General features: G+C 47.3%; 26 protein-coding genes. All 26 read left to right on the forward strand.

Going from position 1 to position 24,274, the window contains the following annotated elements; all coding sequences use genetic code 11:
* The first annotated feature begins 60 nt into the window (after positions 1 to 60).
* The 26 genes from glpX (at position 61) to murA (ending at position 24,025) form a co-directional block, all read left to right on the forward strand.
* Positions 61 to 1,026 (forward strand): class II fructose-bisphosphatase, encoded by a 966-nt coding sequence (gene glpX / locus QMA09_RS06240; protein WP_135500176.1) that lies wholly within the window; start codon positions 61 to 63, stop codon positions 1,024 to 1,026.
* Positions 1,027 to 1,147: 121 nt separating this feature from the next.
* Positions 1,148 to 2,431, forward strand: a complete 1,284-nt coding sequence (gene rho, locus QMA09_RS06245) for a transcription termination factor Rho (RefSeq protein WP_135500177.1) — start codon at positions 1,148 to 1,150, stop codon at positions 2,429 to 2,431.
* Between the two features lie 151 nt (positions 2,432 to 2,582).
* On the forward strand, positions 2,583 to 2,798 hold the full coding sequence (gene rpmE / locus QMA09_RS06250) for a 50S ribosomal protein L31 (protein ID WP_135500178.1): 216 nt from the start codon (positions 2,583 to 2,585) through the stop codon (positions 2,796 to 2,798).
* 177 nt (positions 2,799 to 2,975) lie between these two features.
* A complete protein-coding gene (locus tag QMA09_RS06255) occupies positions 2,976 to 3,569 on the forward strand; it encodes a thymidine kinase (RefSeq protein ID WP_135500179.1) in 594 nt (197 codons plus the stop codon).
* 451 nt (positions 3,570 to 4,020) lie between these two features.
* On the forward strand, positions 4,021 to 5,094 hold the full coding sequence (gene prfA, locus QMA09_RS06260) for a peptide chain release factor 1 (RefSeq protein ID WP_290212459.1): 1,074 nt from the start codon (positions 4,021 to 4,023) through the stop codon (positions 5,092 to 5,094).
* Entirely contained in the window at positions 5,087 to 5,944 is an 858-nt protein-coding gene (gene prmC, locus QMA09_RS06265) for a peptide chain release factor N(5)-glutamine methyltransferase (protein WP_135500181.1), read from the forward strand. Before prfA ends, prmC begins: the two co-directional genes overlap by 8 nt.
* An 89-nt stretch (positions 5,945 to 6,033) precedes the next feature.
* Positions 6,034 to 7,026: an L-threonylcarbamoyladenylate synthase gene (locus QMA09_RS06270; RefSeq protein ID WP_290212460.1), complete on the forward strand. Its 993-nt coding sequence runs from the start codon at positions 6,034 to 6,036 to the stop codon at positions 7,024 to 7,026.
* A 21-nt stretch (positions 7,027 to 7,047) separates the two neighbouring features.
* Positions 7,048 to 7,482, forward strand: coding sequence for a low molecular weight protein arginine phosphatase (locus QMA09_RS06275; protein WP_338325005.1), 435 nt, complete (start codon positions 7,048 to 7,050; stop codon positions 7,480 to 7,482).
* 173 nt (positions 7,483 to 7,655) lie between these two features.
* Complete coding sequence (gene rpiB, locus QMA09_RS06280) at positions 7,656 to 8,093, forward strand: ribose 5-phosphate isomerase B (protein ID WP_135500183.1); 438 nt, start codon at positions 7,656 to 7,658, stop codon at positions 8,091 to 8,093.
* A 17-nt stretch (positions 8,094 to 8,110) separates the two neighbouring features.
* Entirely contained in the window at positions 8,111 to 8,701 is a 591-nt protein-coding gene (locus tag QMA09_RS06285; protein WP_135500184.1) for a TIGR01440 family protein, read from the forward strand.
* Entirely contained in the window at positions 8,682 to 9,923 is a 1,242-nt protein-coding gene (gene glyA, locus QMA09_RS06290) for a serine hydroxymethyltransferase (protein ID WP_421958233.1), read from the forward strand. Before QMA09_RS06285 ends, glyA begins: the two co-directional genes overlap by 20 nt.
* Before the next feature lie 83 nt (positions 9,924 to 10,006).
* Positions 10,007 to 12,181: a putative bifunctional diguanylate cyclase/phosphodiesterase gene (locus QMA09_RS06295; RefSeq protein WP_290212461.1), complete on the forward strand. Its 2,175-nt coding sequence runs from the start codon at positions 10,007 to 10,009 to the stop codon at positions 12,179 to 12,181.
* Positions 12,182 to 12,394: 213 nt separating this feature from the next.
* Positions 12,395 to 13,024, forward strand: coding sequence for a uracil phosphoribosyltransferase (gene upp / locus QMA09_RS06300; protein WP_290212462.1), 630 nt, complete (start codon positions 12,395 to 12,397; stop codon positions 13,022 to 13,024).
* A gap of 148 nt (positions 13,025 to 13,172) precedes the next feature.
* Positions 13,173 to 14,294 (forward strand): non-hydrolyzing UDP-N-acetylglucosamine 2-epimerase, encoded by a 1,122-nt coding sequence (gene wecB, locus QMA09_RS06305; protein ID WP_290212463.1) that lies wholly within the window; start codon positions 13,173 to 13,175, stop codon positions 14,292 to 14,294.
* A gap of 233 nt (positions 14,295 to 14,527) precedes the next feature.
* On the forward strand, positions 14,528 to 14,749 hold the full coding sequence (locus QMA09_RS06310; protein WP_135500188.1) for an AtpZ/AtpI family protein: 222 nt from the start codon (positions 14,528 to 14,530) through the stop codon (positions 14,747 to 14,749).
* A gap of 3 nt (positions 14,750 to 14,752) precedes the next feature.
* Positions 14,753 to 15,124 (forward strand): ATP synthase subunit I, encoded by a 372-nt coding sequence (locus QMA09_RS06315; RefSeq protein ID WP_290212464.1) that lies wholly within the window; start codon positions 14,753 to 14,755, stop codon positions 15,122 to 15,124.
* 27 nt (positions 15,125 to 15,151) lie between these two features.
* Complete coding sequence (atpB, locus tag QMA09_RS06320; protein WP_135500190.1) at positions 15,152 to 15,862, forward strand: F0F1 ATP synthase subunit A; 711 nt, start codon at positions 15,152 to 15,154, stop codon at positions 15,860 to 15,862.
* Between the two features lie 61 nt (positions 15,863 to 15,923).
* The gene (gene atpE / locus QMA09_RS06325) at positions 15,924 to 16,148 is read left to right on the forward strand and encodes a F0F1 ATP synthase subunit C (RefSeq protein ID WP_135500191.1); all 225 of its coding nucleotides are present in this window, start codon (positions 15,924 to 15,926) and stop codon (positions 16,146 to 16,148) included.
* A 320-nt stretch (positions 16,149 to 16,468) separates the two neighbouring features.
* Positions 16,469 to 16,990, forward strand: coding sequence for a F0F1 ATP synthase subunit B (gene atpF / locus QMA09_RS06330; protein ID WP_290212465.1), 522 nt, complete (start codon positions 16,469 to 16,471; stop codon positions 16,988 to 16,990).
* Entirely contained in the window at positions 16,987 to 17,517 is a 531-nt protein-coding gene (locus QMA09_RS06335) for a F0F1 ATP synthase subunit delta (RefSeq protein ID WP_290212466.1), read from the forward strand. The genes atpF and QMA09_RS06335 overlap by 4 nt, the downstream gene beginning before the upstream one ends.
* A 28-nt stretch (positions 17,518 to 17,545) precedes the next feature.
* Entirely contained in the window at positions 17,546 to 19,054 is a 1,509-nt protein-coding gene (gene atpA / locus QMA09_RS06340) for a F0F1 ATP synthase subunit alpha (protein ID WP_290212467.1), read from the forward strand.
* A 51-nt stretch (positions 19,055 to 19,105) separates the two neighbouring features.
* Positions 19,106 to 19,960 (forward strand): ATP synthase F1 subunit gamma, encoded by an 855-nt coding sequence (gene atpG, locus QMA09_RS06345; protein ID WP_290212468.1) that lies wholly within the window; start codon positions 19,106 to 19,108, stop codon positions 19,958 to 19,960.
* Between the two features lie 95 nt (positions 19,961 to 20,055).
* The gene (gene atpD, locus QMA09_RS06350; protein ID WP_135500196.1) at positions 20,056 to 21,471 is read left to right on the forward strand and encodes a F0F1 ATP synthase subunit beta; all 1,416 of its coding nucleotides are present in this window, start codon (positions 20,056 to 20,058) and stop codon (positions 21,469 to 21,471) included.
* Between the two features lie 24 nt (positions 21,472 to 21,495).
* Positions 21,496 to 21,900 carry a F0F1 ATP synthase subunit epsilon gene (locus QMA09_RS06355; protein WP_290212469.1) on the forward strand — a complete coding sequence of 135 codons (405 nt, stop codon included), beginning with the start codon at positions 21,496 to 21,498 and terminating at the stop codon, positions 21,898 to 21,900.
* A gap of 249 nt (positions 21,901 to 22,149) precedes the next feature.
* Positions 22,150 to 22,383, forward strand: coding sequence for a DUF1146 family protein (locus QMA09_RS06360; protein ID WP_290212470.1), 234 nt, complete (start codon positions 22,150 to 22,152; stop codon positions 22,381 to 22,383).
* A 343-nt stretch (positions 22,384 to 22,726) separates the two neighbouring features.
* Entirely contained in the window at positions 22,727 to 24,025 is a 1,299-nt protein-coding gene (gene murA / locus QMA09_RS06365; RefSeq protein WP_290212471.1) for a UDP-N-acetylglucosamine 1-carboxyvinyltransferase, read from the forward strand.
* The last annotated feature ends 249 nt before the right edge of the window (positions 24,026 to 24,274 follow it).

Below are 24,274 nucleotides of genomic sequence, written 5' to 3' on the forward strand. Positions count from 1 at the left end.
TGCCGATTTATGCTACACTTAAAAGGATTGAGTTATAGCTAAACAGGAGGAACATATATTATGGAACGAAGTTTATCAATGGAACTGGTGCGGATTACAGAAGCTGCTGCAATTGCTTCAGCGAAATGGATGGGCCGCGGCTTGAAGAACGAAGCGGATGATGCGGCGACAACGGCGATGCGGAGCGTATTCGATACGATTCCGATGCGTGGAGTTGTCGTGATCGGCGAAGGCGAAATGGACGAAGCGCCGATGTTGTATATCGGCGAAGAACTCGGGACGGGCCAAGGCCCCGAAGTCGACGTTGCGGTAGATCCTCTTGAAGGTACGAATATCGTAGCTGCAGGCGGCTGGAACGCATTGGCGGTCTTAGCCATCGCTGACCGCGGGAATTTGCTGAACGCTCCGGATATGTATATGGACAAAATTGCAGTCGGACCTGAATCTGTCGGTAAAATCGACATCAACGCACCGGTCATTGATAATCTGCGTGCTGTCGCGAAAGCGAAAAACAAAGACATTGAAGACGTAGTGGCAACAATCATCGACCGTCCACGCCATAAAGACATCATTGACCAAATCCGTGCCGCAGGCGCACGCATTAAGTTGATCACGGATGGCGATGTGGCTGGGGCGCTCAATACGGCTTTCGATAAAACCGGCGTCGACATTCTTTTCGGCATCGGCGGTGCTCCTGAAGGCGTCATTGCCGCAGTAGGCTTAAAATGCCTAGGCGGTGAAATCCAAGGGAAGCTTCTTCCGCAAAACGAAGAAGAAGCACAGCGCTGCATCGATATGGGAATCGATGTCAATAAAGTCTATATGATGGAAGACCTTGTCAAAGGCGACGACGCGATTTTTGCTGCGACTGGCGTAACAGACGGCGAATTGCTGCGCGGCGTCCAGTTGAAAGGCGCTTTTGCAGAAAGCCATACACTGGTTATGCGCGCGAAATCAGGCACAGTACGCTTTGTTGAGGGCCGCCATAGCTTGAAGAAGAAACCGAATCTGGTAATGAACGATTAAATCCATACTTCAAAATGAGTCCGGCATATTGCCGGGCTCCTTCTTTAAAAATCTTTCCTTACTTTCAACGAACAATCCCCAAAACAGCTTCCTAAAAAATAAATAAGAGTGGTGTCCATTAATGACAACGATTACAATTTCCGCATTGGAAAACATGACGCTGAAAGAGCTTTATAATTTGGCGAAAGAATACAAGCTGACCAATTACAGCAAACTGACGAAAAAAGAATTGATTTTTGCAATCTTGAAAACACGCGCAGAACAAGAAGGCTTCTTCTTTATGGAAGGCGTCCTTGAAATCATCCAGTCGGAAGGTTTCGGCTTCCTGCGCCCGATTAATTATTCTCCGAGTTCGCAGGACATTTACATTTCAGCGTCCCAAATCCGCAGATTCGATTTGCGAAACGGCGATAAAGTATCCGGAAAAGTGCGTCCGCCAAAAGAAAACGAGCGCTATTTCGGCTTGCTGCAAGTTGAAGCGGTTAATGGGGAAGACCCGGAAGTCGCAAAAGAACGCGTCCATTTCCCGGGCTTGACGCCGCTTTATCCAGACCGCCAGATTAAGCTTGAAACGACGCCTGACCATTTATCGACGCGCATCATGGATCTTGTGGCGCCTGTCGGATTCGGCCAGCGTGGATTGATCGTCGCCCCGCCGAAAGCCGGCAAGACGATGCTGCTGAAGGAAATCGCGAATTCGATCACGACCAATCATCCTGAAGCGGAATTGATTGTCTTGCTGATCGACGAACGCCCGGAGGAAGTCACCGACATCGAACGTTCCGTAGATGCCGACGTCGTTTCGTCGACGTTTGATGAAGTGCCGGAAAACCACGTCAAAGTGGCAGAATTGGTTTTGGAACGCGCGATGCGCCTTGTTGAGCATAAACGCGACGTCATCATCTTGATGGATTCGATCACGCGCCTGGCCCGAGCATATAATTTGGTTATTCCGCCAAGCGGGCGTACACTTTCAGGAGGGATTGACCCGGCAGCATTCCATCGGCCAAAACGCTTTTTCGGCGCAGCGCGCAATATCGAAGAAGGCGGAAGCTTGACGATTTTGGCGACAGCGTTGATCGATACTGGTTCACGCATGGATGAAGTGATTTATGAAGAATTTAAAGGGACCGGCAATATGGAGCTGCATCTGGACCGCAGCCTTGCAGAACGCCGTATTTTCCCAGCGCTCGATATCCGCCGTTCCGGCACGCGGAAAGAGGAATTGCTGCTGGATCCGGAACAGCTCGAAAGATTGTGGTCAATCCGCAAAACGTTCTCGGATTCATCCGATTTCGGCGAACGTTTCCTGAAAAAGCTTGGCAAGACAAAAACCAACGAAGAGTTTTTCGAACAGCTCAACAGCGAAATGAAAGCACATCGCGGCAGCAAAAAGATGATTTAATTACTTGCAAAAGCGAGATGCATTTGATATGATTATGAAAGTGAATTGATACATGACTATTGCATATATGGCCTAAAGAGCCATGTAAGGCAATAGCAAAATAGATTATGAACTCTGTTCCAGATGGTTCAGGGCGAGAGGAGAAAAACACATGAAAACAGGTATTCATCCAGATTACAAACAAGCAACAGTAACTTGCTCTTGCGGCAACAGCTTCACTACAGGTTCTGTTAAAGAGAACATCAACGTCGAGCTTTGCTCAGAGTGCCACCCATTCTACACTGGACGCCAAAAATTTGCTGCTGCAGACGGCCGCGTAGACCGTTTCAACAAAAAATACGGCATCAAAGAAGAAATCAAAGAGTAAGATTAAAATATACCTGCCCAGCGCGAAAACGCGAGGCAGGTATTTTTTCGTTTATAAACCCTATCAGCCCGGCAATTTAACCAATTCCGAAGGCAATATATAGATAAAAAAGCAGTAATCAGCATGAATTTTAGGTATGATAAGTAATGATAAAAGTGTTTGAAAGGGGTCTCACATATGTACGTTATGAAACAGTCAGGCTGGGTAGAGCTGATATGCGGAAGCATGTTTTCAGGGAAATCGGAGGAATTGATCCGCCGTGTGCGCCGCGCACAATTTGCAAAACAAAAAATCGCCGTATTTAAACCGAAAATCGACAACCGCTACAGTGAAGAAGCGGTCGTATCGCATAATGGAACAACAGTCATCGCATTGCCAATCGAGCATTCCGAAGAAATGTGGAGTTACATCTCGGATGATTTTGACGTCATTGCCATCGACGAAGCCCAGTTTTTTGACGGAGAAATCATCAACAACATCCAGAAACTTGCGGATCACGGATTCCGAGTCATCGTAGCGGGCCTTGACCAGGATTTCAGAGGCCGTCCATTCGGTCCGATGCCCACCCTTTTGGCAATTGCTGAACAAGTAACAAAATTGCAGGCTGTCTGCACCGTATGCGGATCACCCGCAAGCCGCACCCAGCGCCTCATCGACGGCCGGCCAGCAGGTTCAGATGATCCGACAATCTTAGTTGGAGCATCCGAAGCCTACGAGCCGCGCTGCCGCCACCATCACGAAGTGCCAGCGGGCGTTACTGTTAATAAATAGCAGCAAGTTCTTTTGTTGATCTTTTTATATACAAGTTGAACTAGTAGTTTAATCGTCGATATTCCGCAAAACAGCTGCGCTTTCCGCGGGCTCGCTCCCAAGCCTCCTCGGTCGCTCCGCTTCCTGCGGGGTCTCGGGAGTCTCGCTATTCCGCAGGAGTCGCAGCTGTTTTGCTGCATATCTCCAGAGATTTTTTTAAGCACTGACACGGTATATTTATGATAATTGTTTAGTTCAACTAATATAGAAGAGAAATTTAGAACATATTCCTCTAATCAATAAAAGACACTTATCAATAATTAAATCTCTAAGCGGAGGCGCGAACACGGGCTGGGCGGAGCTATAAGACGGGTGTTCTTCCCGGCTTATGGCGTAAGCCATGCCCTGAGCGTCCGAAGCGACGATTAGAATTATAACAACACATTGAAAATAGAAATAGAGGTGATTTGGGATGTTTGATCGATTACAAGCTGTAGAAGATCGATACGATCGATTAAATGAATTGCTGAGCGATCCGGAAATCGTCAGCGATACAAACAAGCTCCGCGAGTATTCCAAGGAGCAGTCGGATTTGCAGGATACGGTGGAAGCGTACCGTGAATACAAAGACACCAAAGAGCAATTGGAAGGCGCGAAAGCTATGTTCGACGATAAGCTTGATGCCGATATGCGCGAAATGGTGAAAGAAGAAGTAAGCGAATTGGAAGAACAATTGGAAGCGATTGAAGAGCGCCTTCATATTTTATTGATACCGAAAGACCCTAACGATGACAAAAACGTCATCATGGAAATTCGCGGAGCTGCGGGCGGCGATGAGGCTGCGTTGTTTGCGGGTGACCTATACCGCATGTACAGCCGCTATGCGGAATCGAATGGCTGGAAAGTGACGGTCATGGATTCAAATCCGACAGGGCTCGGCGGCTTCAAGGAAATCGTCTTCATGATTTCAGGCAAGGGCGCTTACTCGAAATTGAAATACGAAAACGGGGCGCATCGCGTTCAGCGGGTTCCGGAAACTGAATCGGGCGGCCGTATCCATACATCTACTGCAACGGTAGCTTGTTTGCCGGAAGTGGAAGAAGTGGAAGTTGAAATCCACGACAATGATATCCGTGTCGATACTTACGCTTCATCAGGGGCAGGTGGACAATCGGTCAATACGACAATGTCAGCGGTGCGTTTGACGCATATTCCGACGAACACAGTCGTAACATGCCAGGACGAAAAATCCCAGATCAAGAACAAAGCGAGCGCAATGAAAGTGCTTCGCGCGCGTGTCTACGATAAGTTCCAGCAGGAAGCACAAGCTGAATACGATGCTGTCCGAAAATCAGCAGTCGGCACCGGCGACCGTTCTGAACGGATCCGCACATATAACTATCCGCAAAACCGTGTAACGGACCATCGCATCGGTTTGACGATCCAGAAATTGGACCAAATCATGCAAGGCAAAATGGATGAAATCGTGGAGGCTTTGGTTGTGGAAGAGCAGTCTGCCAAAATGGAAGCTTTGAACAATGACTGATGTGAGACGTGTATTTGAGGCCCTTAACTGGGCTTCTTCTTTTTTAAAAGCCAAAGGCCGCGAAGAAAATGCAGCGCGCATTCTGCTGCAGCATGAACTCGGGATGTCTCAGGCTGGACTCCTCGCTTCTCTTCGCGATCCATTGGACCCGGAGCAGGATGAACGTTTCCGCCGCAACATTGAACAGCATGCAGCAGGCGTACCGGTTCAGCATCTGACGGGCGTCGAGGAATTTTATGGCCGCGAATTCGAAGTGAACAAAGATGTACTGATTCCACGTCCGGAAACGGAAGAGCTAATAGAAGAAACACTTCAATTGGTGCAGCGCTATTTTCCGGCCGGAGACCCTTCGATTGTTGACATCGGAACAGGAAGCGGCATTATCGCCATCACGATGAAATGCGAACTGCCAGCTTCAGAAGTTGCAGCTGTGGATATCTCAGAAAGCGCACTCCTTACTGCGGAACGCAATGCATCGAGGCACGGAGCGGACATTGATTTTAAGCTCGGCGATCTGACGGAGCCGATCCGTGGGCGGAAATGGGACATTGTCTTATCGAACCCGCCCTATATCGGATATGATGAAAAAGCTGAACTATCCGACACAGTGCGTGATTTTGAACCTCATACTGCCTTATTCGCTGATGATCAAGGCCTTGCTTTGTACAGCCGCATGGCCCGTGAATTGCCTGCTTTGGTGAATAAACCCGGAATTATCGGTTTTGAAATCGGCCATGCCCAAGGAGAAGCGGTAAAATCCTTGTTGAAAGAAGCTTATCCCCAGGCAGAAATATACGTCAAAAAAGATATCAACAAAAATGACCGCATGGTCTTTTGCATCAACGCGTAGTTACTAACATTTTATCGGCAGATTCACATAACTTATCCACTGTTTGTGGATAGAACGATAGAAAACCTGTTAAAATAGGAGTTGTTAACATGCAAACAGGAACCATACTTGTGGATAAAAATGTGAATAAGGAAGAAACTTACTCACAGGCTGTGGAAATACTTAAAGATGGCGGCATTGTAGCGTTTCCGACAGAAACGGTTTATGGTTTAGGCGCGGATGCCACAAATCCGGATGCTGTCGCAAAAATATTTGAAGCGAAAGGGCGGCCAGCGGACAATCCGCTGATTGTCCATGTCGATTCAAAAAACAGTGCTTTACAATATGCAGAAGAGCTTTCGCCGCTGGCTCTTCAATGCATGGACGCTTTTTGGCCGGGTGCATTGACCTTGATTGTCAAAGCAAAACCAGACCAATTTGCGGATAATGTCACTGCCGGGCTTTCTACAGTAGGCATTCGCGTGCCGGACCATCCGGTGGCGCTGAATTTATTGAAACGGCTGCCGTTTCCGCTCGCAGCGCCGAGTGCGAATACGAGCGGCAAACCGAGCCCGACATTAGCAGAGCACGTCTACCATGACATGAAAGGGAAAATCCCGCTCATTCTGGACGGAGGTGCGACAGCTATCGGGCTGGAATCGACGGTGCTTGATATGACCTCGGAACCGCCAGTGATTCTTCGGCCGGGACGGATTTCGCAAGAACAGATCGAAAACGTGATCGGCAAAGTGAGGCTGTCTTCTGAAATCCAAGGAAACGCACCGAAATCACCCGGCATGAAGTATATCCATTATGCGCCGGAGGCTCCGGTCTACTTGATCGAAAATGATCCGGCGTTGATTGAAAAAGCGATTCAGCATGTACAGAAAGATGGTAAAAAAGTGGCCATTTTAAGTGAACATGAATTTAAAACGGCTGATTTCCATTTCCCATTGACTGCGGAAACGCTTTACGCCAGTTTGCGGAAATGTGATTTAATGGATGCCGACATGATCTTGGCGGCAGTATCGGCGAATGTTGAAAAAGGCGACGCCATGATGAATCGGCTTGAAAAAGCGGCCGATCACAAATGGTTCTGCTAACCCAATGACAAGGCGGTGGAGATGATGAAAATTTTCTTTGTTTGTACTGGAAACACGTGCCGCAGCCCGATGGCGCAGGCCTTGCTCGCTGCGAAAGAGTTGCCTGGAGTTGAAGTGCGGTCAGCTGGCATTTTTGCCGGCGAGGCACCGTTATCAAGCCATGCCCGCACCGTGCTCGAAGAAGACGGAATCGCTTTTCAGCATATGTCCAAGCAACTTTTGCCAGGGGATATCCGCTGGTCGTCACTGATTTTGACGATGACTGCCACCCATAAGCAATATTTGGTGCAAAATCATCCGGAAGCAGGCGACAAGATTTTCACGCTGAAGGAATTTGCCGAAGGGCGTCTGGCAGATGTCAGTGACCCTTACGGCGGTTCCTTGGCTACTTATCAACAGACTTACAACGAGTTGAAAGTGCTGATTGATAAACTTGTGGATAAATTAAATGGATAATGAAAGCCGGCCATCTGCGTAAAAGCGGATGGCTTTTTAATTTGGCATGGATCAATCGTGCCTTGCGTGCCAGCTGTGTAGGTTTTTTACTGCAATAATGTTAGAATAATAGAAAAGTGGAAGCAGCTTTTTTTGGCGATCCGCTCAAATAGAAACAGAAAAGAGGGTTTTTCATGAAAATAGCTATTTCTTCAGACCACGGCGGCAACGTGCTGCGCAAGGACATCATGAATTTACTGGATGAATCAGGTATAGAATACAAGGATTTCGGGCCACAGACAGACGATTCGGTGGATTATCCGGATTATGCTAAACCGGTTGCAGATGCAGTCGCGAGCGGCGAATACGACCGCGGCATCCTGATCTGCGGCACAGGAATCGGCATGTCGATTGCAGCGAATAAAGTCAAAGGCATCCGCGCCGCACTAGTCCATGACGTATTCAGCGCGAAAGCGACGAGAGGGCATAACGATTCCAATATCCTGGCTATGGGCGAACGCGTTGTTGGTCCTGGCCTTGCACGGGAAATCGTCAAAACTTGGCTGGCAGAGGAATTTGAAGGTGGACGCCACCAGAACCGCATAGAGAAAATTTCTAACCTCGAAAACTAATCGAAGGGGTGGGCGATATGCAGACTTTATGGGAATTGCAGCTTGAAGAAGTTCTTAGTGAATTAGAGCAGCAGATCCAGTTCAAGAAAGGCCAGGTATTCGTTATCGGCTGTTCGACATCTGAAGTGGCAGGCCAGCGCATCGGCACTGGCGGCGGTCTTGATATTGCGGAAAGCTTATACAAGCCGCTGGAGAAATTCGCCGCGCGCCATCGCATTTTTCTGGCTTTCCAAGGCTGTGAGCATATTAACCGTGCAATCACAATCGAGCGGCAGGCAGCGGAAAAATACGGTTTGGAGCCCGTGACGGTTATTCCGGTGCCGAAAGCTGGGGGCTCAATGAGCGCATACGCATTCACTGCAATGAACGATCCAGTCGTTGTCGAAGAGATTCAGGCGCATGCTGGAATCGATATCGGACAAACAATGATTGGCATGCATTTAAAAAGAGTAGCCGTTCCACTCCGAACTTCTGTTAAACTAATAGGAGAAGCGATTGTCTCAGCCGCTACAACCCGGCCGAAATTGATCGGCGGGGAGCGTGCGCGCTACAATCGTCAGCTTGTTCACTTACAGGAGGGATTTACAGATGGAGATGGAATTGATTAAAGCGCAAGACCCGGCAGTTTATGAAGCAATGGAAGCAGAAAAGCAGCGTCAGGAAGCGAACATTGAACTGATCGCCTCTGAAAACTTCGTGTCACCAGCAGTAATGGAAGCCCAAGGTTCAGTTTTAACGAACAAATACGCGGAAGGCTATCCGGGCAAACGTTATTACGGTGGCTGTGAATTTGTAGACATTGTAGAAAATATTGCACGCGACCGCTTGAAAGAAATTTTCGGCGCAGAACATGCGAACGTCCAGCCTCATTCAGGATCACAGGCCAATATGGCAGTTTACACGGCGGTTCTGGAAAAAGGCGATACGATTCTCGGCATGAACTTGAACCATGGCGGCCATTTAACACATGGCAGCAAAGTTAATTTCAGCGGAATGCAGTATAATTTCGTGGAATACGGCGTTAACAAAGACACGCAATTAATCGATTACGACGTTGTGCGTGAAGTTGCGCTTGAACACAAGCCGAAAATGATCGTAGCTGGCGCAAGTGCATATTCCCGCCAATTGGATTTCGCTAAATTCCGTGAAATTGCGGATGAAATAGGTGCATACTTGATGGTCGACATGGCGCATATCGCAGGCCTGGTAGCTACGGGTGCACATCCGAACCCAGTGCCGCATGCACATTTCGTCACATCAACTACACATAAGACACTTCGTGGACCGCGCGGCGGCTTGATTCTTTGCAAAGAAGAATTCGCGAAAAAAATCGACAAAACCATCTTCCCTGGCATTCAAGGCGGGCCTTTGATGCATGTAATCGCTGCTAAAGCGGTAGCATTCGGAGAAGCGCAGCAGCCTGAATTCAAGACGTATATCGACCAAGTGGTCAAAAATGCGCAAGCATTAGCGGAAGCGCTGATGGCTGAAGGAGTCGATATCGTATCCGGCGGCACAGAAAACCATTTGCTGCTGCTCGATTTGCGGTCATTGAATCTGACAGGAAAAGTGGCTGAGCACGCACTTGACGAAGTCGGCATCACGACAAACAAAAATACGATTCCATTTGATCCTGAAAGCCCATTTGTCACTTCGGGCATCCGTTTAGGAACGCCGGCTGTGACTTCCAGAGGATTCAAAGAACCTGAAATGAAAGAAATCGCTTCTATCATGGCTTCATTATTGAAAGACCCTGAAAACGAAGCGGTTAAAAAAGAAGCAGCGGAGCGCACAGCGAAGCTGACAGCGAGTTTTCCGTTGTACAAATAAGGGAATACAGCTGCCAAAGGTTTAATTATAGGCAGCTGTTTTTTTGTCTAAAAATACATCCGATGAACATGGAGGACCCGCATATGCAGAATGATAAGAGAAATAAAGAAACGCGCATAATTATCGACTGGCTTCAGCGTCTGGGAATAGAGTTCAAGACGGGTTTTATCATCACTAATCCTGAAGCGGAAGATAATCCTATCATTTATGCTAACGAAGCATTTTGTGAGATGAGCGGGTACCCTGTGCACGAAGTGGTCGGGAGAAACGGCAAATTCATGCATGGTTCGAAAACGGATATGGAAATCAGCCGGCAAATACGCGGATGCATCGACACCGGTAAAGCCTGCGTTAAGGAAATCGTCAATTACCGCAAAGACGGTATGCCTTTCTGGAACGAAATCACAATCCAGCCGATTACCCTCGATGAAACGGACGTGAAGTTCACGCTGATGCTGCACCGGGACGTCACGGACAGAAAACGTGCGGAAGCGCTCATCAAGCTGCAGCAGGAAACTTATAATGACTTGGAAAAAGGCTATATGCTTAGTGCGCTGCTGCAAAAAGCTTGCACGGTGGTGGAATCGTTCTTCCAGGACGGCGCGAAATGCACTGTCTTATTAGTAGGGGAAGATGGGAAATTCAAATCGGGAGCGGGCAATTCGATGCCTCAGCAATTTCACGATGCAGTCAGCGAGATTAAAGCCGAAGCTACAGTCGGGACTTGCGGCGCTGCTTATTTCCGGAAAGAGACAGTCGTAGTGGAGAATATGCGGACCGATCCGTTATGGTCCGGCCATCAGGAACTAGTGGAGCGCTACGGATTGTTTTCAAGCTGGTCGGTACCGATTCTGGACGCCGCTGGGGACGCCATCGGCACATTTGGAATCTACTTCAAGGAAGAGAATGCACTGGCAGCTGCAGATCGGGAGTTCATTGAACAGTTTGCACCGATTGTGTCGCTGACGATCAAGTATTTCCGCCAACAGGAGGAAATGATGCGCTTGGCATTCTTGGACAAAGAATCGGATTTGCCGAACCGCAATTATTTTATGAATGAAACCCAAACGCTGATGGCAGAAAACAAAGAAGGTTTCGTGGCGTTCTTGTCCACTGACGAGTACGTCAAAGTGGTTGACCAATATGGGCATCGGGCGGGCGACGCGCTAATCCGGGAAATCGGCAAGCGGTTCTTGTTGTCGCCATTGCCGATGGATAGTTTGGTGGCGCGTTTCTCAGATTCAACCATTGCCGTTTTCTGCTTGACGCCGCTCGCTAAAGTACCGGATATTCTCAATGTGCTGGCGCAATGCGCTGCCGAGCCCGTGAAAGTACACGATCTGGAATTGTTCCTGACGCTGAAGATGGGAATCGCGATCGTTACCCAAAATCAGCACGATGCCGATGAGTTGATCCGCCATGCGGACAGTGCGCTGTCAAAAGCGAAGCTGAGGGCAGGTGAGTCGATCTGCTATTACGAAAACGAACACGATGAATTCATGATGAGGGATTTGCGGATAGCAAATGAGCTGACAGCCGCTATCAAGCGTGAGGAAATCGATGTGCATCTGCAGCCGAAAGTGGAGTTGGACAGCGGCAAAATCACTGGTTTTGAAGCGCTTGCCCGCTGGTTCTCCGCCGACCTTGGGACGATATCGCCTGAAGTGTTCGTCCCGGTGGCGGAAAAGAGCGGTAAAATTCGTGAGCTGGAACAGCTTGTCATGAAGAAAGTGCTCTTTTGGCTCCAAAAACAGCGGGATCTTGGCATGGAGCTGCGGCAAGTGGCGGTCAATATTTCTACCGATCATTTCTTCCATCATTCTTTCATTCCATACCTTGTGGACATCACGGCCGAATACGATATCGAACCAAGCTTGATCCGGCTTGAAATCACTGAGCGCATCGGCTTTGTTGATATCGAAACAGCTTATAAAGTCTTTAACCGCTTGAAAGCTTTCGGCTTTACAAGCTCCATCGATGATTTTGGAACTGGTTACTCATCGCTGAGTTATCTCCAGAAACTGCCTGTACACGAAATCAAGATCGACCGTTCGTTCATATCAAAAATGCATGAGCCTGCAACGATGGCGATTGTCCGTACAATCATCCAGCTGGCGGAGAATCTCCATATGCTGGCGGTGGCAGAAGGAGTCGAAACGAATGAGCAGCGCGAAATGCTCATCAATCTGGGCTGCCGTGTCGGCCAAGGCTATTATTTCTATCGCCCGATGTCACTCGATGAAGCGAATCTATTGTAAGCCGGAGCATCCATGCTCCGGTTTTTTTGCGATTGTAAAAGGGGCTCTATTGGACAGCAACCCTTTCCGCTGCGGGAGAGGGAAAGTTTTATGGCAGCCTAAAACCCTGAGCCGAAAAAAATCTGAAAAATCTCAATGCGGCAAGCAGTGAGTCGCGGTAAAAAAATTCTGTTATACTAGATAGGATAAAGTTTGAAAAGGAGCTGTTTCGCAGTGGGAAAAGTACATGTATTTGATCATCCGTTAATCCAGCATAAATTGACTTACATCCGTGACAAATCAACGGGCACCAAAGAATTCCGCGAGCTTGTCGATGAAATCGCAACGTTGATGGCCTTTGAAATCACGCGCGATCTTCCATTAGAGGAAATTGAAATCGAGACGCCTGTCCAATTGGCCAAGTCGAATGTATTGTCAGGCAAAAAACTAGGAGTGGTTCCGATTCTCCGCGCCGGCATCGGCATGGTCGATGGAATTTTAAAACTGATCCCAGCAGCGAAAGTGGGGCATATCGGCTTGTACCGTGACCCAGAAACTTTGCAGCCGGTTGAATACTACTTGAAATTGCCTTCCGACGTGCAAGAACGTGAATTCATCGTGGTGGATCCGATGCTCGCTACTGGCGGTTCAGCAGTTGAAGCTGTTAATTCATTGAAAAAACGCGGCGCGAAAAAAATCCGTTTCATGTGCATCATCGCCGCTCCTGAAGGCGTAGAAGCATTGCAGCAAGCACATCCTGATGTCGATATCTACATTGCGGCGCTTGATGAAAAGCTGAACGACCATGGCTATATCGTTCCGGGTCTAGGAGACGCCGGAGACCGTTTATTCGGAACTAAGTAAGCAAGAAAAGCGCAGGTGGCCGTTTTAACCCCGACAAGCGCTGGAGGGTTTGCTGGCAATGGCGTTTTACCATTGTTGGCAAAACCGAAGCGACCTCGAGGGGCTGGCCACCGGAGTCTGGACAATGAAGTGAAAAGGCGGGATAAGCTTGACGAAAAAGTGGAAAGTAATGACGATTTTCGGCACGCGGCCGGAAGCCATCAAGATGGCTCCGCTTGTGCTGGAACTCCAGAAGCATCCTGAAACAATCGAGCCGCTGGTGGCTGTCACTGCGCAGCACCGCGAAATGCTTGACCAAGTCCTGGAGACGTTCAAAATCACGCCGGACTTCGATTTGAACATCATGAAAGACCGCCAGACGCTGAGCGGTGTGACAACCCGTGCACTTGAAGGCTTGGACGGCATCATGAAAGAGGCCAAGCCGGATATCGTGCTTGTCCATGGCGATACCACAACGACTTTTGTCGCCGGGCTTGCGGCATTCTATAACCAGATTGCTGTCGGACACGTCGAAGCCGGACTGCGTACGTTCAATAAGTACTCGCCTTATCCGGAAGAGATGAACCGCCAATTGACTGGTGTCTTAGCGGATATCCATTTCGCGCCGACTGAAAAGTCTGCCGAGAATCTGCGTTCTGAAAACAAAAAAGAAGAAACCATTTACATCACCGGCAATACAGCCATCGATGCGTTGAAAACGACTGTGCGTGATGACTATAGCCATCCGATGCTGGAGAAGATCGGTTCGGACCGGATGATTCTTCTGACAGCCCATCGGCGTGAAAACCTGGGCGAACCGATGCGCAATATGTTCCGGGCCATCAAACGCCTAACAGAAGAACACGACGATATCCAAGTGGTCTATCCGGTTCACCTGAATCCGGCAGTGCGTGAAGTGGCAAACGAAATTTTTGGAGACAACAAGCAGGTTCACTTGATCGAGCCGCTTGAAGTGCTGGACTTCCATAACTTCGCAGCGCGCTCGTTCTTTATTTTGACCGATTCGGGCGGCGTCCAGGAAGAAGCGCCATCGCTCGGCAAGCCGGTTCTGGTGCTGCGCGATACAACGGAGCGTCCGGAAGGCATCGATGCAGGAACGCTTAAGCTCGCCGGAACAAATGAGGAAGATATCTATCGCTTGGCGAAAGAATTGCTGACAGACAAGGCGGCCTATGAAAGCATGTCGCATGCATCCAATCCATACGGAGACGGAAAAGCATCGATGCGGATTGTCGAAGCCCTGCATGCTTATTTCGAAAACAAGCAATAACTAGAAAAGGTTATGGACATTTGTTTTTAAATTTGTCGACAATATGTCAGCCCAGAATCGCTTGTGATGTTTTTCACTTCATCCAATTGACATGAATTTACCCCTAATGTATGCTTACAAAGGGTATGCATGAGAAGGTTTTCATACATAAAGATGTTGTTCTGGAAGCCTGATGCGACTGCTCTTTTTTAAGGGTTTTATGTCAAATCAAAACGAAACTCGAGGGGTTTATCATGCGCCCAACAAAAAGTCCCTTACAAGCGATGGCACTTTACAGCGCCATCCTCTCACAACTTGTCGGGTCCGTGCTCATCGGTCTGTTCACAGGTATGTGGCTCGATGAACAATTCGGAACCGCCCCGCTATTTCTGATCATTTTCCTGCTTGCGGGATTAGCTCTCGGAGTATGGGCAATGCTTCAGACCGTCCGAAAATTCGAATCAGGAGACCAGTAGAAAATGGATGGACTTAGGGAAATTTATGAACGCCTAAAAAAGATGATGTATTTCATTCTGGCAGCTTTCGTTTTAGGCTGGGGATTGACCCCATACCAGGCGATTTTTGCAGGCCTCATCATAGGATCCCTGTTCGGCATTTATAATATGTGGATTTTGGTTCGCCGGATGGAAAAATTCGACCGGGCGGTGGCAGAAGGCTCGAAGGTTCGTTCGCTTGGAACGGCATTACGGTTTGCATCAGGTGTTGCCGCTGTTGCGATAGCAATTCTTTTCGCAGAGCAAGTTCACTTGGTCAGTACGGTAATTGGATTGATGATTCCTTATGTTCTGTTATTGGCGGAACGGATTATCTATCACGTGAAACACCATTAAGAAAAGTGAAAGAGAGGTGAAACTATCGTGGATCACGGCGCTCCAACTCGTGAGATATTCGGCTTATGGTTCAACTTGTCGAATGTTTTGATGCTAATTGTTGCCGCTGTTATCGTTTTCCTCATTGCTTTTATTGCTACACGGAATTTGAAACTGAAGCCTACGGGCATGCAGAACTTCATGGAATGGATCATGGATTTCGTCAAGGGCATCATTAAAAGCAATATGGACTGGAAAACTGGCGGCAGGTTCCATGTGCTGGGAATAACGCTAATCATGTTCATCTTCGTATCGAATATGTTAGGTCTCCCTTTCTCAATCATTGTCAACGGCGATCTTTGGTGGAAATCACCAACAGCTGATCCGATTGTAACAATGACGCTGGCAGCAATGGTTATCATCTTGAGCCATTATTATGGCATCAAGCTGAAAGGGCTGAAAGGGTACGGTGCGGATTACTTCAAACCGATGTCATTCCTTTTCCCGCTTAAGATCATTGAGGAATTCGCAAATACGCTGACACTCGGTCTGCGTCTTTACGGAAACATTTACGCAGGAGAAATTCTTCTTGCATTATTGGCCGGACTCGGCGGAGCAAGTGTATTCGGTTTTGCCGCTGCATTCCTTCCGATGATGGTATGGCAAGGATTCTCGATCTTTATCGGGGCAATCCAAGCATTCATTTTCGTTATGTTAACGATGGTTTATTTATCGCATAAAGTCAGCGAAGACCATTGAGTATAAAACGCTCCTAGCAGAGCAAACAAAAAAACAACTATCCTGAGGAGGAAACATCACAATGACAGGTTCATTAGGTTTATTAGCAGCAGCAATCGCAGTAGGTTTAGCAGCACTAGGTGCAGGTATCGGTAACGGAATGATCGTTTCAAAAACAGTAGAAGGTATCGCTCGCCAGCCAGAAGCTCGTGGCGTTCTACAAACAACTATGTTCATCGGGGTAGCTTTGGTTGAGGCATTGCCGATCATCGCTGTAGTAATCGCGTTCATCGTAATGAACCAATAGTATTAACGAAAAGCGGAAGCGCCCGTGTAGATTCGACGGGCATAAGCCGGACTGGCGAAGCGGCGTTCTTTGCCGCACAGCCGGGCCGGCTTATGACCCTAGAATCTGGGCGCTGCAGCTGGACAACGAAAAGCGGAAGCGCCATTTATGGCGTTTGTGCTCTAGACAATATCAAGCAGAATGGCGGGAATGCTTCGGCATGTTTTTCGCCATTTATGTTTGTATGACCCATTTGATCTTGAAACAACATCTTTGAAATCAATAGATTTTACTAAATAGAAGAATCCGGATTTTAGGCTCTTGAAGGGAGTGAAACAATCGTGTTTTTTGATCACCTTGTACTTGGTGCAACTGGAGAATTTTTGAATGGTGGAGACATCATCGCAACACTTGTGGTCTTTCTAGTATTGCTGTTCTTGCTGAAAAAATTCGCTTGGGGTCCTTTGATGGGCATCATGCAGCAGCGGGAAGATTTGATTGCCAGCGAAATCGAAACGGCTGAAAACAGCCGCCAAGAATCCGCTAAATTGCTTGAAGAACAACGCAGCTTGTTAAAAGAAGCGCGTGTTCAAGCGCAAGAAATCGTAGAAAATGCTAAAAAGCAAGGCGAAGTTTCGCGTCAGGAACTAATCGCGACTGCGCGTGCCGAATCTGGCCGCATGAAAGAATCTGCAGTTCAAGAAATTGCAAACGAACGTGATAAAGCGATGGCAGCAGTGCGCGAAGAAGTTGTCGCATTGTCATTGCTTGCAGCATCTAGAGTTCTTAACAAAGAAATCTCTGAAGAAGACAACCGCCAATTGATTAACGAAACGATTGCGAAGGCAGGCGAAGTGCAATGAGCCAAGCTTCAGAACGCTACGCACTAGCATTGTTCGAAATCGCTAAAAAACACGGCGCTTCAGTGGAAGTGGAAATGGATCTTCGCGAAGTGCAAAAAGCTTTCGTGGCAAATCCAGAACTGCTGGAACTATTAAGTTCCCCGAAACTGGAAGCAACTGAAAAGAAAACCGTTATTTCCAAGCTTTTCGGACAGGCGAATGTATATGTCCTAAACACATTGCAATTGCTTTCTGACCGTAAACGTTTAATTGAAATTTCTCCAATCGTCGACGAATATATCCGTTTGGATAACGCAGACAAAGGAATTGAAGATGCGAAAGTCTACTCGGTAAGCCCATTGACTGACGAGCAGCGCGCATCCATCTCTTCTGTATTTGCGAAAAAAATCGGCAAAGAAGCATTGCGAATTGAAAACATCATTGACCCGTCCCTAATCGGCGGGCTGCGTCTTCAAATCGGAAACCGCATATTCGACAGCTCAGTCAGCGCGAAACTAGAGCGCCTGCAGCGTCAATTGATCGGTTAATCTAAGAAATTAAGAGAGGGTGACATACATGAGCATCAAAGCTGAAGAAATCAGTGTCCTGATTAAACAGCAGATTGAAAATTATCAATCTGAAATGCAAGTTGACGATATTGGTACAGTAATCACAGTCGGTGACGGTATCGCTCGTGTTCATGGCCTCGACAACGTCATGGCTGGAGAACTTGTAGAGTTCTCAACCGGTGTCCTTGGAATGGCGCAAAACTTGGAAGCCAACAATGTTGGTATCATTATCCTTGGCCCATTCGCAGACATTAAAGAAGGCGATGAAGTACGTCGTACTGGCCGCATTATGGAAGTACCGGTAGGATCAGAACTTATCGGGCGCGTAGTAAATCCATTAGGTATGCCTGTTGATGGTCTAGGACCGATCAACACAACAAAATCACGTCCAATCGAAAGCCCTGCACAAGGCGTTATGGCCCGTAAATCGGTTCATGAACCGCTTCAAACAGGCATCAAAGCGATTGATGCATTAGTTCCGATCGGCCGCGGACAGCGCGAATTGATCATCGGTGACCGCCAGACAGGTAAAACGTCTGTAGCAATCGATACAATCTTGAACCAAGCTGACCAAGACATGATCTGTATCTACGTGGCAATCGGACAAAAAGAATCTACAGTACGTAACGTAGTTGAAACGTTCCGCAAAAACGGCGCGTTGGATTATACGATCGTAGTAACGGCTTCGGCTTCACAGCCAGCTCCATTATTGTACCTTGCTCCTTATGCAGGTATCACAATGGCTGAAGAATTCATGTTTGACGGCAAACACGTTTTGATCGTTTATGATGATTTGACGAAACAAGCATCTGCTTACCGCGAACTTTCACTATTGCTTCGCCGTCCACCAGGCCGAGAAGCTTATCCAGGGGATGTCTTCTACTTGCACTCACGGTTGTTGGAGCGTGCTGCGAAACTGAACGAAACATTGGGTTCAGGATCAATCACTGCCCTTCCATTCGTTGAAACACAAGCTGGCGATATTTCCGCTTATATTCCAACAAACGTAATTTCGATCACTGACGGACAAATTCTCCTTCAGTCAGATCTATTCTTCTCTGGTGTTCGTCCAGCGATCAACGCCGGTCTTTCTGTATCACGTGTTGGTGGTTCAGCTCAGATCAAAGCGATGAAAAAAGTTGCTGGTACTTTGCGCCTTGACTTGGCAGCATACCGTGAATTGGAGTCATTCTCCCAATTCGGTTCAGACCTTGATGCAGCGACTGCAGCAAAACTTGAGCGCGGTAAACGCACAGTTGAAGTCTTGAAGCAAGATTTGAACAACCCGATCAAAGTTGAAAAACAAGTTGTTATTTTCTATGCATTGACACGCGGATTCCTTGACGATATTCCAGTTCAAGACATCACTCGTTTCGAAGCGGAATTGACAAGCTGGTTGGATTCGAACCACACTGAAGTTTTGGATACGATTCGCACGACTCAAGGATTGCCTTCTGACGACGCATTTGGCGCAGCGATCAACGATTTCAAACGCACATTCGCAAAATCAGAGTAATTTTCGACCAGTCCGGATACGAACAAAAAATAATAAGGTGGTGAAATACCAGTGGCATCTTTACGCGATATAAAGAACCGAATTACGTCAACCAAGAAAACGAGCCAGATCACCCGCGCTATGCAGATGGTTTCTGCTTCGAAATTGAACCGTGCGGAAGTGAACGCGAAAGCGTTCGTTCCTTACATGGAGAAAATTCAGGACGTTGTCGCATCAATCGCAGCTGGCTCAAACGAGACGCATGCAATGATGATGACACGCCCTGTGCAGAAAACGGCTTACCTTGTGATCACATCGGATCGCGGCTTAGTCGGCGGATATAACAGCAACATCCTTCGGACAGTGATGGCGAGAATCAATGAACGCCATACATCCAATGATGAGTTCGTTATCCTAAGCGTTGGCCGTAAAGGTCGGGATTTCTTCGCTAAGCAGGGAATGACGATTTTGGAAAGTGCAATCGCACTTCCGGATCATCCGACTTTTGCAGACATCAAAGAAATCACGCGCAAAGCTGTTGGTATGTTCTCAGACGGTACGTATGACGAAGTTTATATGTACTACAATCACTTCGCCTCTGCAATTCAGCAAGACGTTACTGAAAAGAAAGTCCTGCCTCTAACGGATATCCAAGCGACTGGAGCAACTGCTTCTTACGAGTTCGATCCATCCGCTGAAGCCATCTTAGAAGTGCTTCTTCCGCAATATGCAGAAAGCTTGATTTTTGGTGCTGTCCTTGACGGCAAGGCAAGTGAACACGCTGCGTCCATGACCGCAATGAAGAGCGCAACCGATAACGCGACTGACTTGATCAATGGATTGACACTTTCATACAACCGTGCGCGCCAAGCTGCGATCACTCAGGAAATCACTGAAATCGTCGGCGGAGCAGCGGCGCTTGAATAGAACTTAAAAAAGCAATTTCTAGAGCGCTTGGGCCGAACCGTCAGGAAAAGCTCAAGTGCGATATTATGAAAAAAAGTAAGACAGGAGGGAACAGCATGAACACAGGACACGTTCTTCAAGTTATGGGACCGGTTGTAGACATTAAGTTTGCCGATGGCCATCTTCCAGCGATCTACAACGCCCTAACAGTATTAATTAATCGTCCAAACCAACCTCAAGTAAAATTGACGTTGGAAGTAGCTCTTCACCTTGGTGACGACACTGTACGTACTATTGCAATGGAGTCTACTGATGGATTGCAACGCGGTTCAGTAGTAACTGATTTGGGCAGCGCTATCACTGTTCCAGTCGGAGATGTAACATTAGGCCGTGTATTCAACGTACTTGGCGAAGTTATCGATTTAGGCGAAGAGATTCCGGCTACAGAAATGCGTAACCCGATTCACCGTTCAGCGCCGACTTTCGAACATCTTTCCACTGAAATCGAAATCCTTGAAACTGGTATCAAAGTTGTTGACTTGCTTGCCCCTTACATCAAAGGCGGTAAAATCGGTCTCTTCGGTGGTGCTGGTGTAGGTAAAACAGTTCTAATCCAGGAATTGATCAACAACATCGCTCAAGAGCACGGCGGACTTTCAGTATTCGCTGGTGTTGGTGAGCGTACACGCGAAGGAAATGACTTATTCCACGAGATGAGCGAATCCGGCGTTATCAAGAAAACGGCAATGGTCTTCGGCCAGATGAATGAGCCGCCTGGCGCACGTATGCGTGTAGCTTTAAGTGGTTTGACTATGGCAGAATATTTCCGTGACGAGCAAGGCGCTGACGTTCTTCTCTTCATCGATAACATTTTCCGTTTCACACAAGCAGGTTCTGAGGTTTCAGCCCTTCTAGGCCGTATGCCATCAGCGGTTGGTTACCAGCCGACACTTGCTACAGAGATGGGTCAATTGCAAGAGCGTATCACAACGACTAGCACAGGTTCAGTAACATCGATCCAAGCGATCTATGTACCAGCCGATGACTATACGGATCCAGCTCCTGCAACAACTTTCGCTCACTTGGATGCAACTACAAACCTTGAGCGTAAACTTTCTGAAATGGGTATCTACCCTGCCGTGGATCCTTTGGCTTCGACTTCTCGCGCATTGTCGCCTGAAATCGTTGGCGAAGAGCATTACGGAGTTTCCCGTGAAGTTCAAGAAACGCTTCAGCGTTACCGTGAGCTTCAAGATATCATTGCAATCCTAGGTATGGATGAGTTGAGCGACGAAGATAAGCTAACGGTTAACCGTGCGCGCCGCGTTCAAAACTTCCTATCTCAGAACTTCCACGTTGCTGAGCAGTTTACGGGCCAAAAAGGTTCGTACGTGCCAGTACAGGAAACGATCAAAGGATTCAGAGAAATTCTTGACGGCAAATACGATCACTTGCCTGAAGACGCATTCCGTTTGGTAGGGCGTATTGAAGAAGTAATCGAAAAAGCCAAAGGCATGGGCGTACAAGTCTAAAACCAGGGACCAGGAGGGAAAAAAATGCAGACCATTAAAGTCAATATTGTCACTCCCGACGGCCCAGTATACGATTCAGAAGTTTCTATGGTAATAGCAGTTACAGCGACAGGCGAGATGGGTATCTTGCCTGGCCACATTCCGACAGTTGCTCCTCTTGGAATCGGCGCAGTCCGATTGAAGAAAGACAACTCGACTGAATTGGCAGCTGTGAGCGGCGGATTCTTAGAAGTTCGCCCTGACAAAGTAACAATTCTTGCACAATCCGCAGAGCTTGCGACAGACATCGATCTGGCGCGTGCACAAGAATCTGCAAAGCGTGCAGAAGCGATGCTTCAGGCGCATAAAGATGAAGTCGACTTTAAACGAGCAGAATTAGCGTTAAAACGTGCGATGAATCGTATCAACGTTTATGAGGGTAATATCTAAAGAAAAGCGTAAGCGACCGTATAGATTCGACGGGCATAAGACGCACTGGCGAAGCGGCATGTTTTCAGCCGCACAGCCAGAGTGGCTTATGACCCTAGAATCTGGTCGCTGAAGCTAGCCAATAAGAAAAGCGGAAACGGCCGTTCATAGCCGCTGATGCTGGACGATAAGAACGAGTGGACAAAAGGGTTTTTGACTTTTGTCCGCTTTTTTTATTAGCAACTTATATTTGTGCAAAGGGGAGATAGAATGGAGACCATGATCGGCCAGCAGGCATTGATTTCGATATTCAGCCATATCTTTTTTTCGGGTGTAGCCTTTTACGCAATGCGGGCAGTAATGTTTGAAAAATGGATACGTAAGGAACACGTGCTGCAAGCGCAAATTTTGTATATCTTTTTAAGCATCTCAATCGGGTTAGCCGTCTCAACCTTCTTTTTAAATATCTCGGTATGGTCAAGGCAATTGCCCTATCTTTTCTAAGTTTGCTTTGCTGCACATGGACAAATGTTCTCATGGCGGCAAAGCAATTTTTTTATTTCCCGGGAAATAAAATAGGGATTTAGGTTTAGTTTTGAATTATAAGGGAAAAATACCATTGTCATGAAAGCGTAAAGATGTTTGTGGAGACGGACAGAAAATTTGTCAGTCCTGCGAAAATTATAGCCATAAAAGATAATTGTTATTAAAAACTTTCCATAGATACTTGTTATTTTAGTAAAATACAGGTATTATAAGAAAGGTTTTGTTTCTAAATTATGACATAGGACTTTAACGTACAGATTGTACATATAGATAAATCACATTATAGATGGAGGGCATATCAGTGGATCAGATTATTGTAAAAGGCGGCCAACAACTTAAAGGGAAAGTACGTGTCGAAGGGGCGAAGAATGCAGTTTTGCCAGTATTGGCAGGATCTTTGCTAGCTTCAAATGGCAAGAGCGTTATCAAAGAAGTTCCAAACTTGGCGGATGTCTACACGATTCAAGAAGTTTTGAGAAGTTTGAACGCGTCTGTTGAATACTTCCCGGAAAAAAATGAAATGGTGATTGATGCATCAAACACCTTATCAAGCGAAGCGCAATTCGAATACGTTCGTAAAATGCGTGCTTCAATTTTGGTTATGGGGCCGTTGCTTGCACGTAATGGATTCGCTCGAGTTGCTCTTCCAGGCGGCTGTGCAATCGGATCACGTCCGATTGAATTGCATTTAAAAGGCTTTGAAGCGATGGGCGCACAAATCACTTTCGGCAATGGTTTCGTGGAAGCGACTGTTAACGGCCGTCTGCGCGGCGCTAAAATCTACCTGGATTTCCCGAGCGTCGGTGCAACTGAAAACATCATGACGGCAGCAGCTTTGGCTGAGGGCATCACGATTATTGAAAACGCGGCTAAAGAACCAGAAATCGTTGATTTGGCAAATTACATCAATGAAATGGGCGGCAAAGTCGTGGGCGCTGGCACAGATACATTGCGCATCGAAGGCGTGGAAGTATTGAACGGCACTGAGCATTACATTATTCCTGACCGTGTAGAAGCTGGCACGTTCATGGTGGCTGCCGCTATCACAGAAGGCGACGTCATTATTGAAAATGCAGTTCCTGAACACATGGCGGCCTTAATCTCCAAATTGGAGGAAATGGGCGTTGATGTAAAAGAAGAAGAAGAAGGTTTGCGCATCCGCTCAAATCGTCCGCTTCGTTCAATCGATATTAAGACAATGCCTCACCCGGGATTCCCGACAGACATGCAGTCTCAGATGATGTCATTGATGTTGACTGCTCAGGGCAGCGGCATCTTGACAGAGACCGTTTTCGAAAACCGCTTTATGCACGTTGAAGAATTCCGCCGCATGAACGCGTCTGTTAAAATTGAAGGGCGTTCAGTGATCATGGAAGGGCCTTCTAAGCTTCAAGGAGCAGAAGTGTCTGCAACTGACTTAAGAGCAGCAGCAGCGCTTATATTGGCAGGATTGGCTGCTGAGGGCATCACTCGCGTTAACGAATTGTATCATTTGGATCGCGGCTACGTGAATTTCCATAAAAAATTAGCTGCTTTAGGTGCTGACATCGAACGAGTTACGACTGTGGAAACAGAAGTAAAAGAAGAGCAAATGGCCTAATATCATTTATATTTCAAGTCTGCCGGTTATTTGCCGGCAGGCTTTTTATATGCCATAAAGCTTTTTTCAACTGACGCAAAATATTATGCCAATAAACTAAAAGCATCAGCAGATGAATTGAGAAATGAGAACAACTCCTCTCAAAAGAGGACTATATTCCTTGGAAATTCTTTTTCTTTTATCTCTTACCTATGATAAAATGTTCAGTTAGGAGAGTCTTTTTCAGGCTCAATAATTGCTGTGCTAGAT

It is taken from the genome of Planococcus sp. APC 3906 (assembly GCF_030407685.1).
Taxonomy (GTDB): domain Bacteria; phylum Bacillota; class Bacilli; order Bacillales_A; family Planococcaceae; genus Planococcus; species Planococcus koreensis.

Bases quoted from the DNA above. Each gene is read 5' to 3' on its own strand.
- rpmE (WP_135500178.1), top strand. From the start codon at position 2,583: ATGAAAACAGGTATTCATCCAGATTACAAACAAGCAACAGTAACTTGC.
- QMA09_RS06275 (WP_338325005.1), top strand. From the start codon at position 7,048: ATGATGAAAATTTTCTTTGTTTGTACTGGAAACACGTGCCGCAGCCCG.
- prfA (WP_290212459.1), top strand. From the start codon at position 4,021: ATGTTTGATCGATTACAAGCTGTAGAAGATCGATACGATCGATTAAAT.
- QMA09_RS06355 (WP_290212469.1), top strand. From the start codon at position 21,496: ATGCAGACCATTAAAGTCAATATTGTCACTCCCGACGGCCCAGTATAC.
- QMA09_RS06270 (WP_290212460.1), top strand. From the start codon at position 6,034: ATGCAAACAGGAACCATACTTGTGGATAAAAATGTGAATAAGGAAGAA.
- QMA09_RS06285 (WP_135500184.1), top strand. From the start codon at position 8,111: ATGCAGACTTTATGGGAATTGCAGCTTGAAGAAGTTCTTAGTGAATTA.
- QMA09_RS06255 (WP_135500179.1), top strand. From the start codon at position 2,976: ATGTACGTTATGAAACAGTCAGGCTGGGTAGAGCTGATATGCGGAAGC.
- atpD (WP_135500196.1), top strand. From the start codon at position 20,056: ATGAACACAGGACACGTTCTTCAAGTTATGGGACCGGTTGTAGACATT.
- rpiB (WP_135500183.1), top strand. From the start codon at position 7,656: ATGAAAATAGCTATTTCTTCAGACCACGGCGGCAACGTGCTGCGCAAG.
- atpE (WP_135500191.1), top strand. From the start codon at position 15,924: ATGACAGGTTCATTAGGTTTATTAGCAGCAGCAATCGCAGTAGGTTTA.
- glpX (WP_135500176.1), top strand. From the start codon at position 61: ATGGAACGAAGTTTATCAATGGAACTGGTGCGGATTACAGAAGCTGCT.
- QMA09_RS06360 (WP_290212470.1), top strand. From the start codon at position 22,150: ATGGAGACCATGATCGGCCAGCAGGCATTGATTTCGATATTCAGCCAT.
- QMA09_RS06295 (WP_290212461.1), top strand. From the start codon at position 10,007: ATGCAGAATGATAAGAGAAATAAAGAAACGCGCATAATTATCGACTGG.
- rho (WP_135500177.1), top strand. From the start codon at position 1,148: ATGACAACGATTACAATTTCCGCATTGGAAAACATGACGCTGAAAGAG.
- QMA09_RS06310 (WP_135500188.1), top strand. From the start codon at position 14,528: ATGCGCCCAACAAAAAGTCCCTTACAAGCGATGGCACTTTACAGCGCC.
- QMA09_RS06315 (WP_290212464.1), top strand. From the start codon at position 14,753: ATGGATGGACTTAGGGAAATTTATGAACGCCTAAAAAAGATGATGTAT.
- glyA (WP_421958233.1), top strand. From the start codon at position 8,682: ATGGAGATGGAATTGATTAAAGCGCAAGACCCGGCAGTTTATGAAGCA.
- QMA09_RS06335 (WP_290212466.1), top strand. From the start codon at position 16,987: ATGAGCCAAGCTTCAGAACGCTACGCACTAGCATTGTTCGAAATCGCT.
- prmC (WP_135500181.1), top strand. From the start codon at position 5,087: ATGACTGATGTGAGACGTGTATTTGAGGCCCTTAACTGGGCTTCTTCT.
- atpA (WP_290212467.1), top strand. From the start codon at position 17,546: ATGAGCATCAAAGCTGAAGAAATCAGTGTCCTGATTAAACAGCAGATT.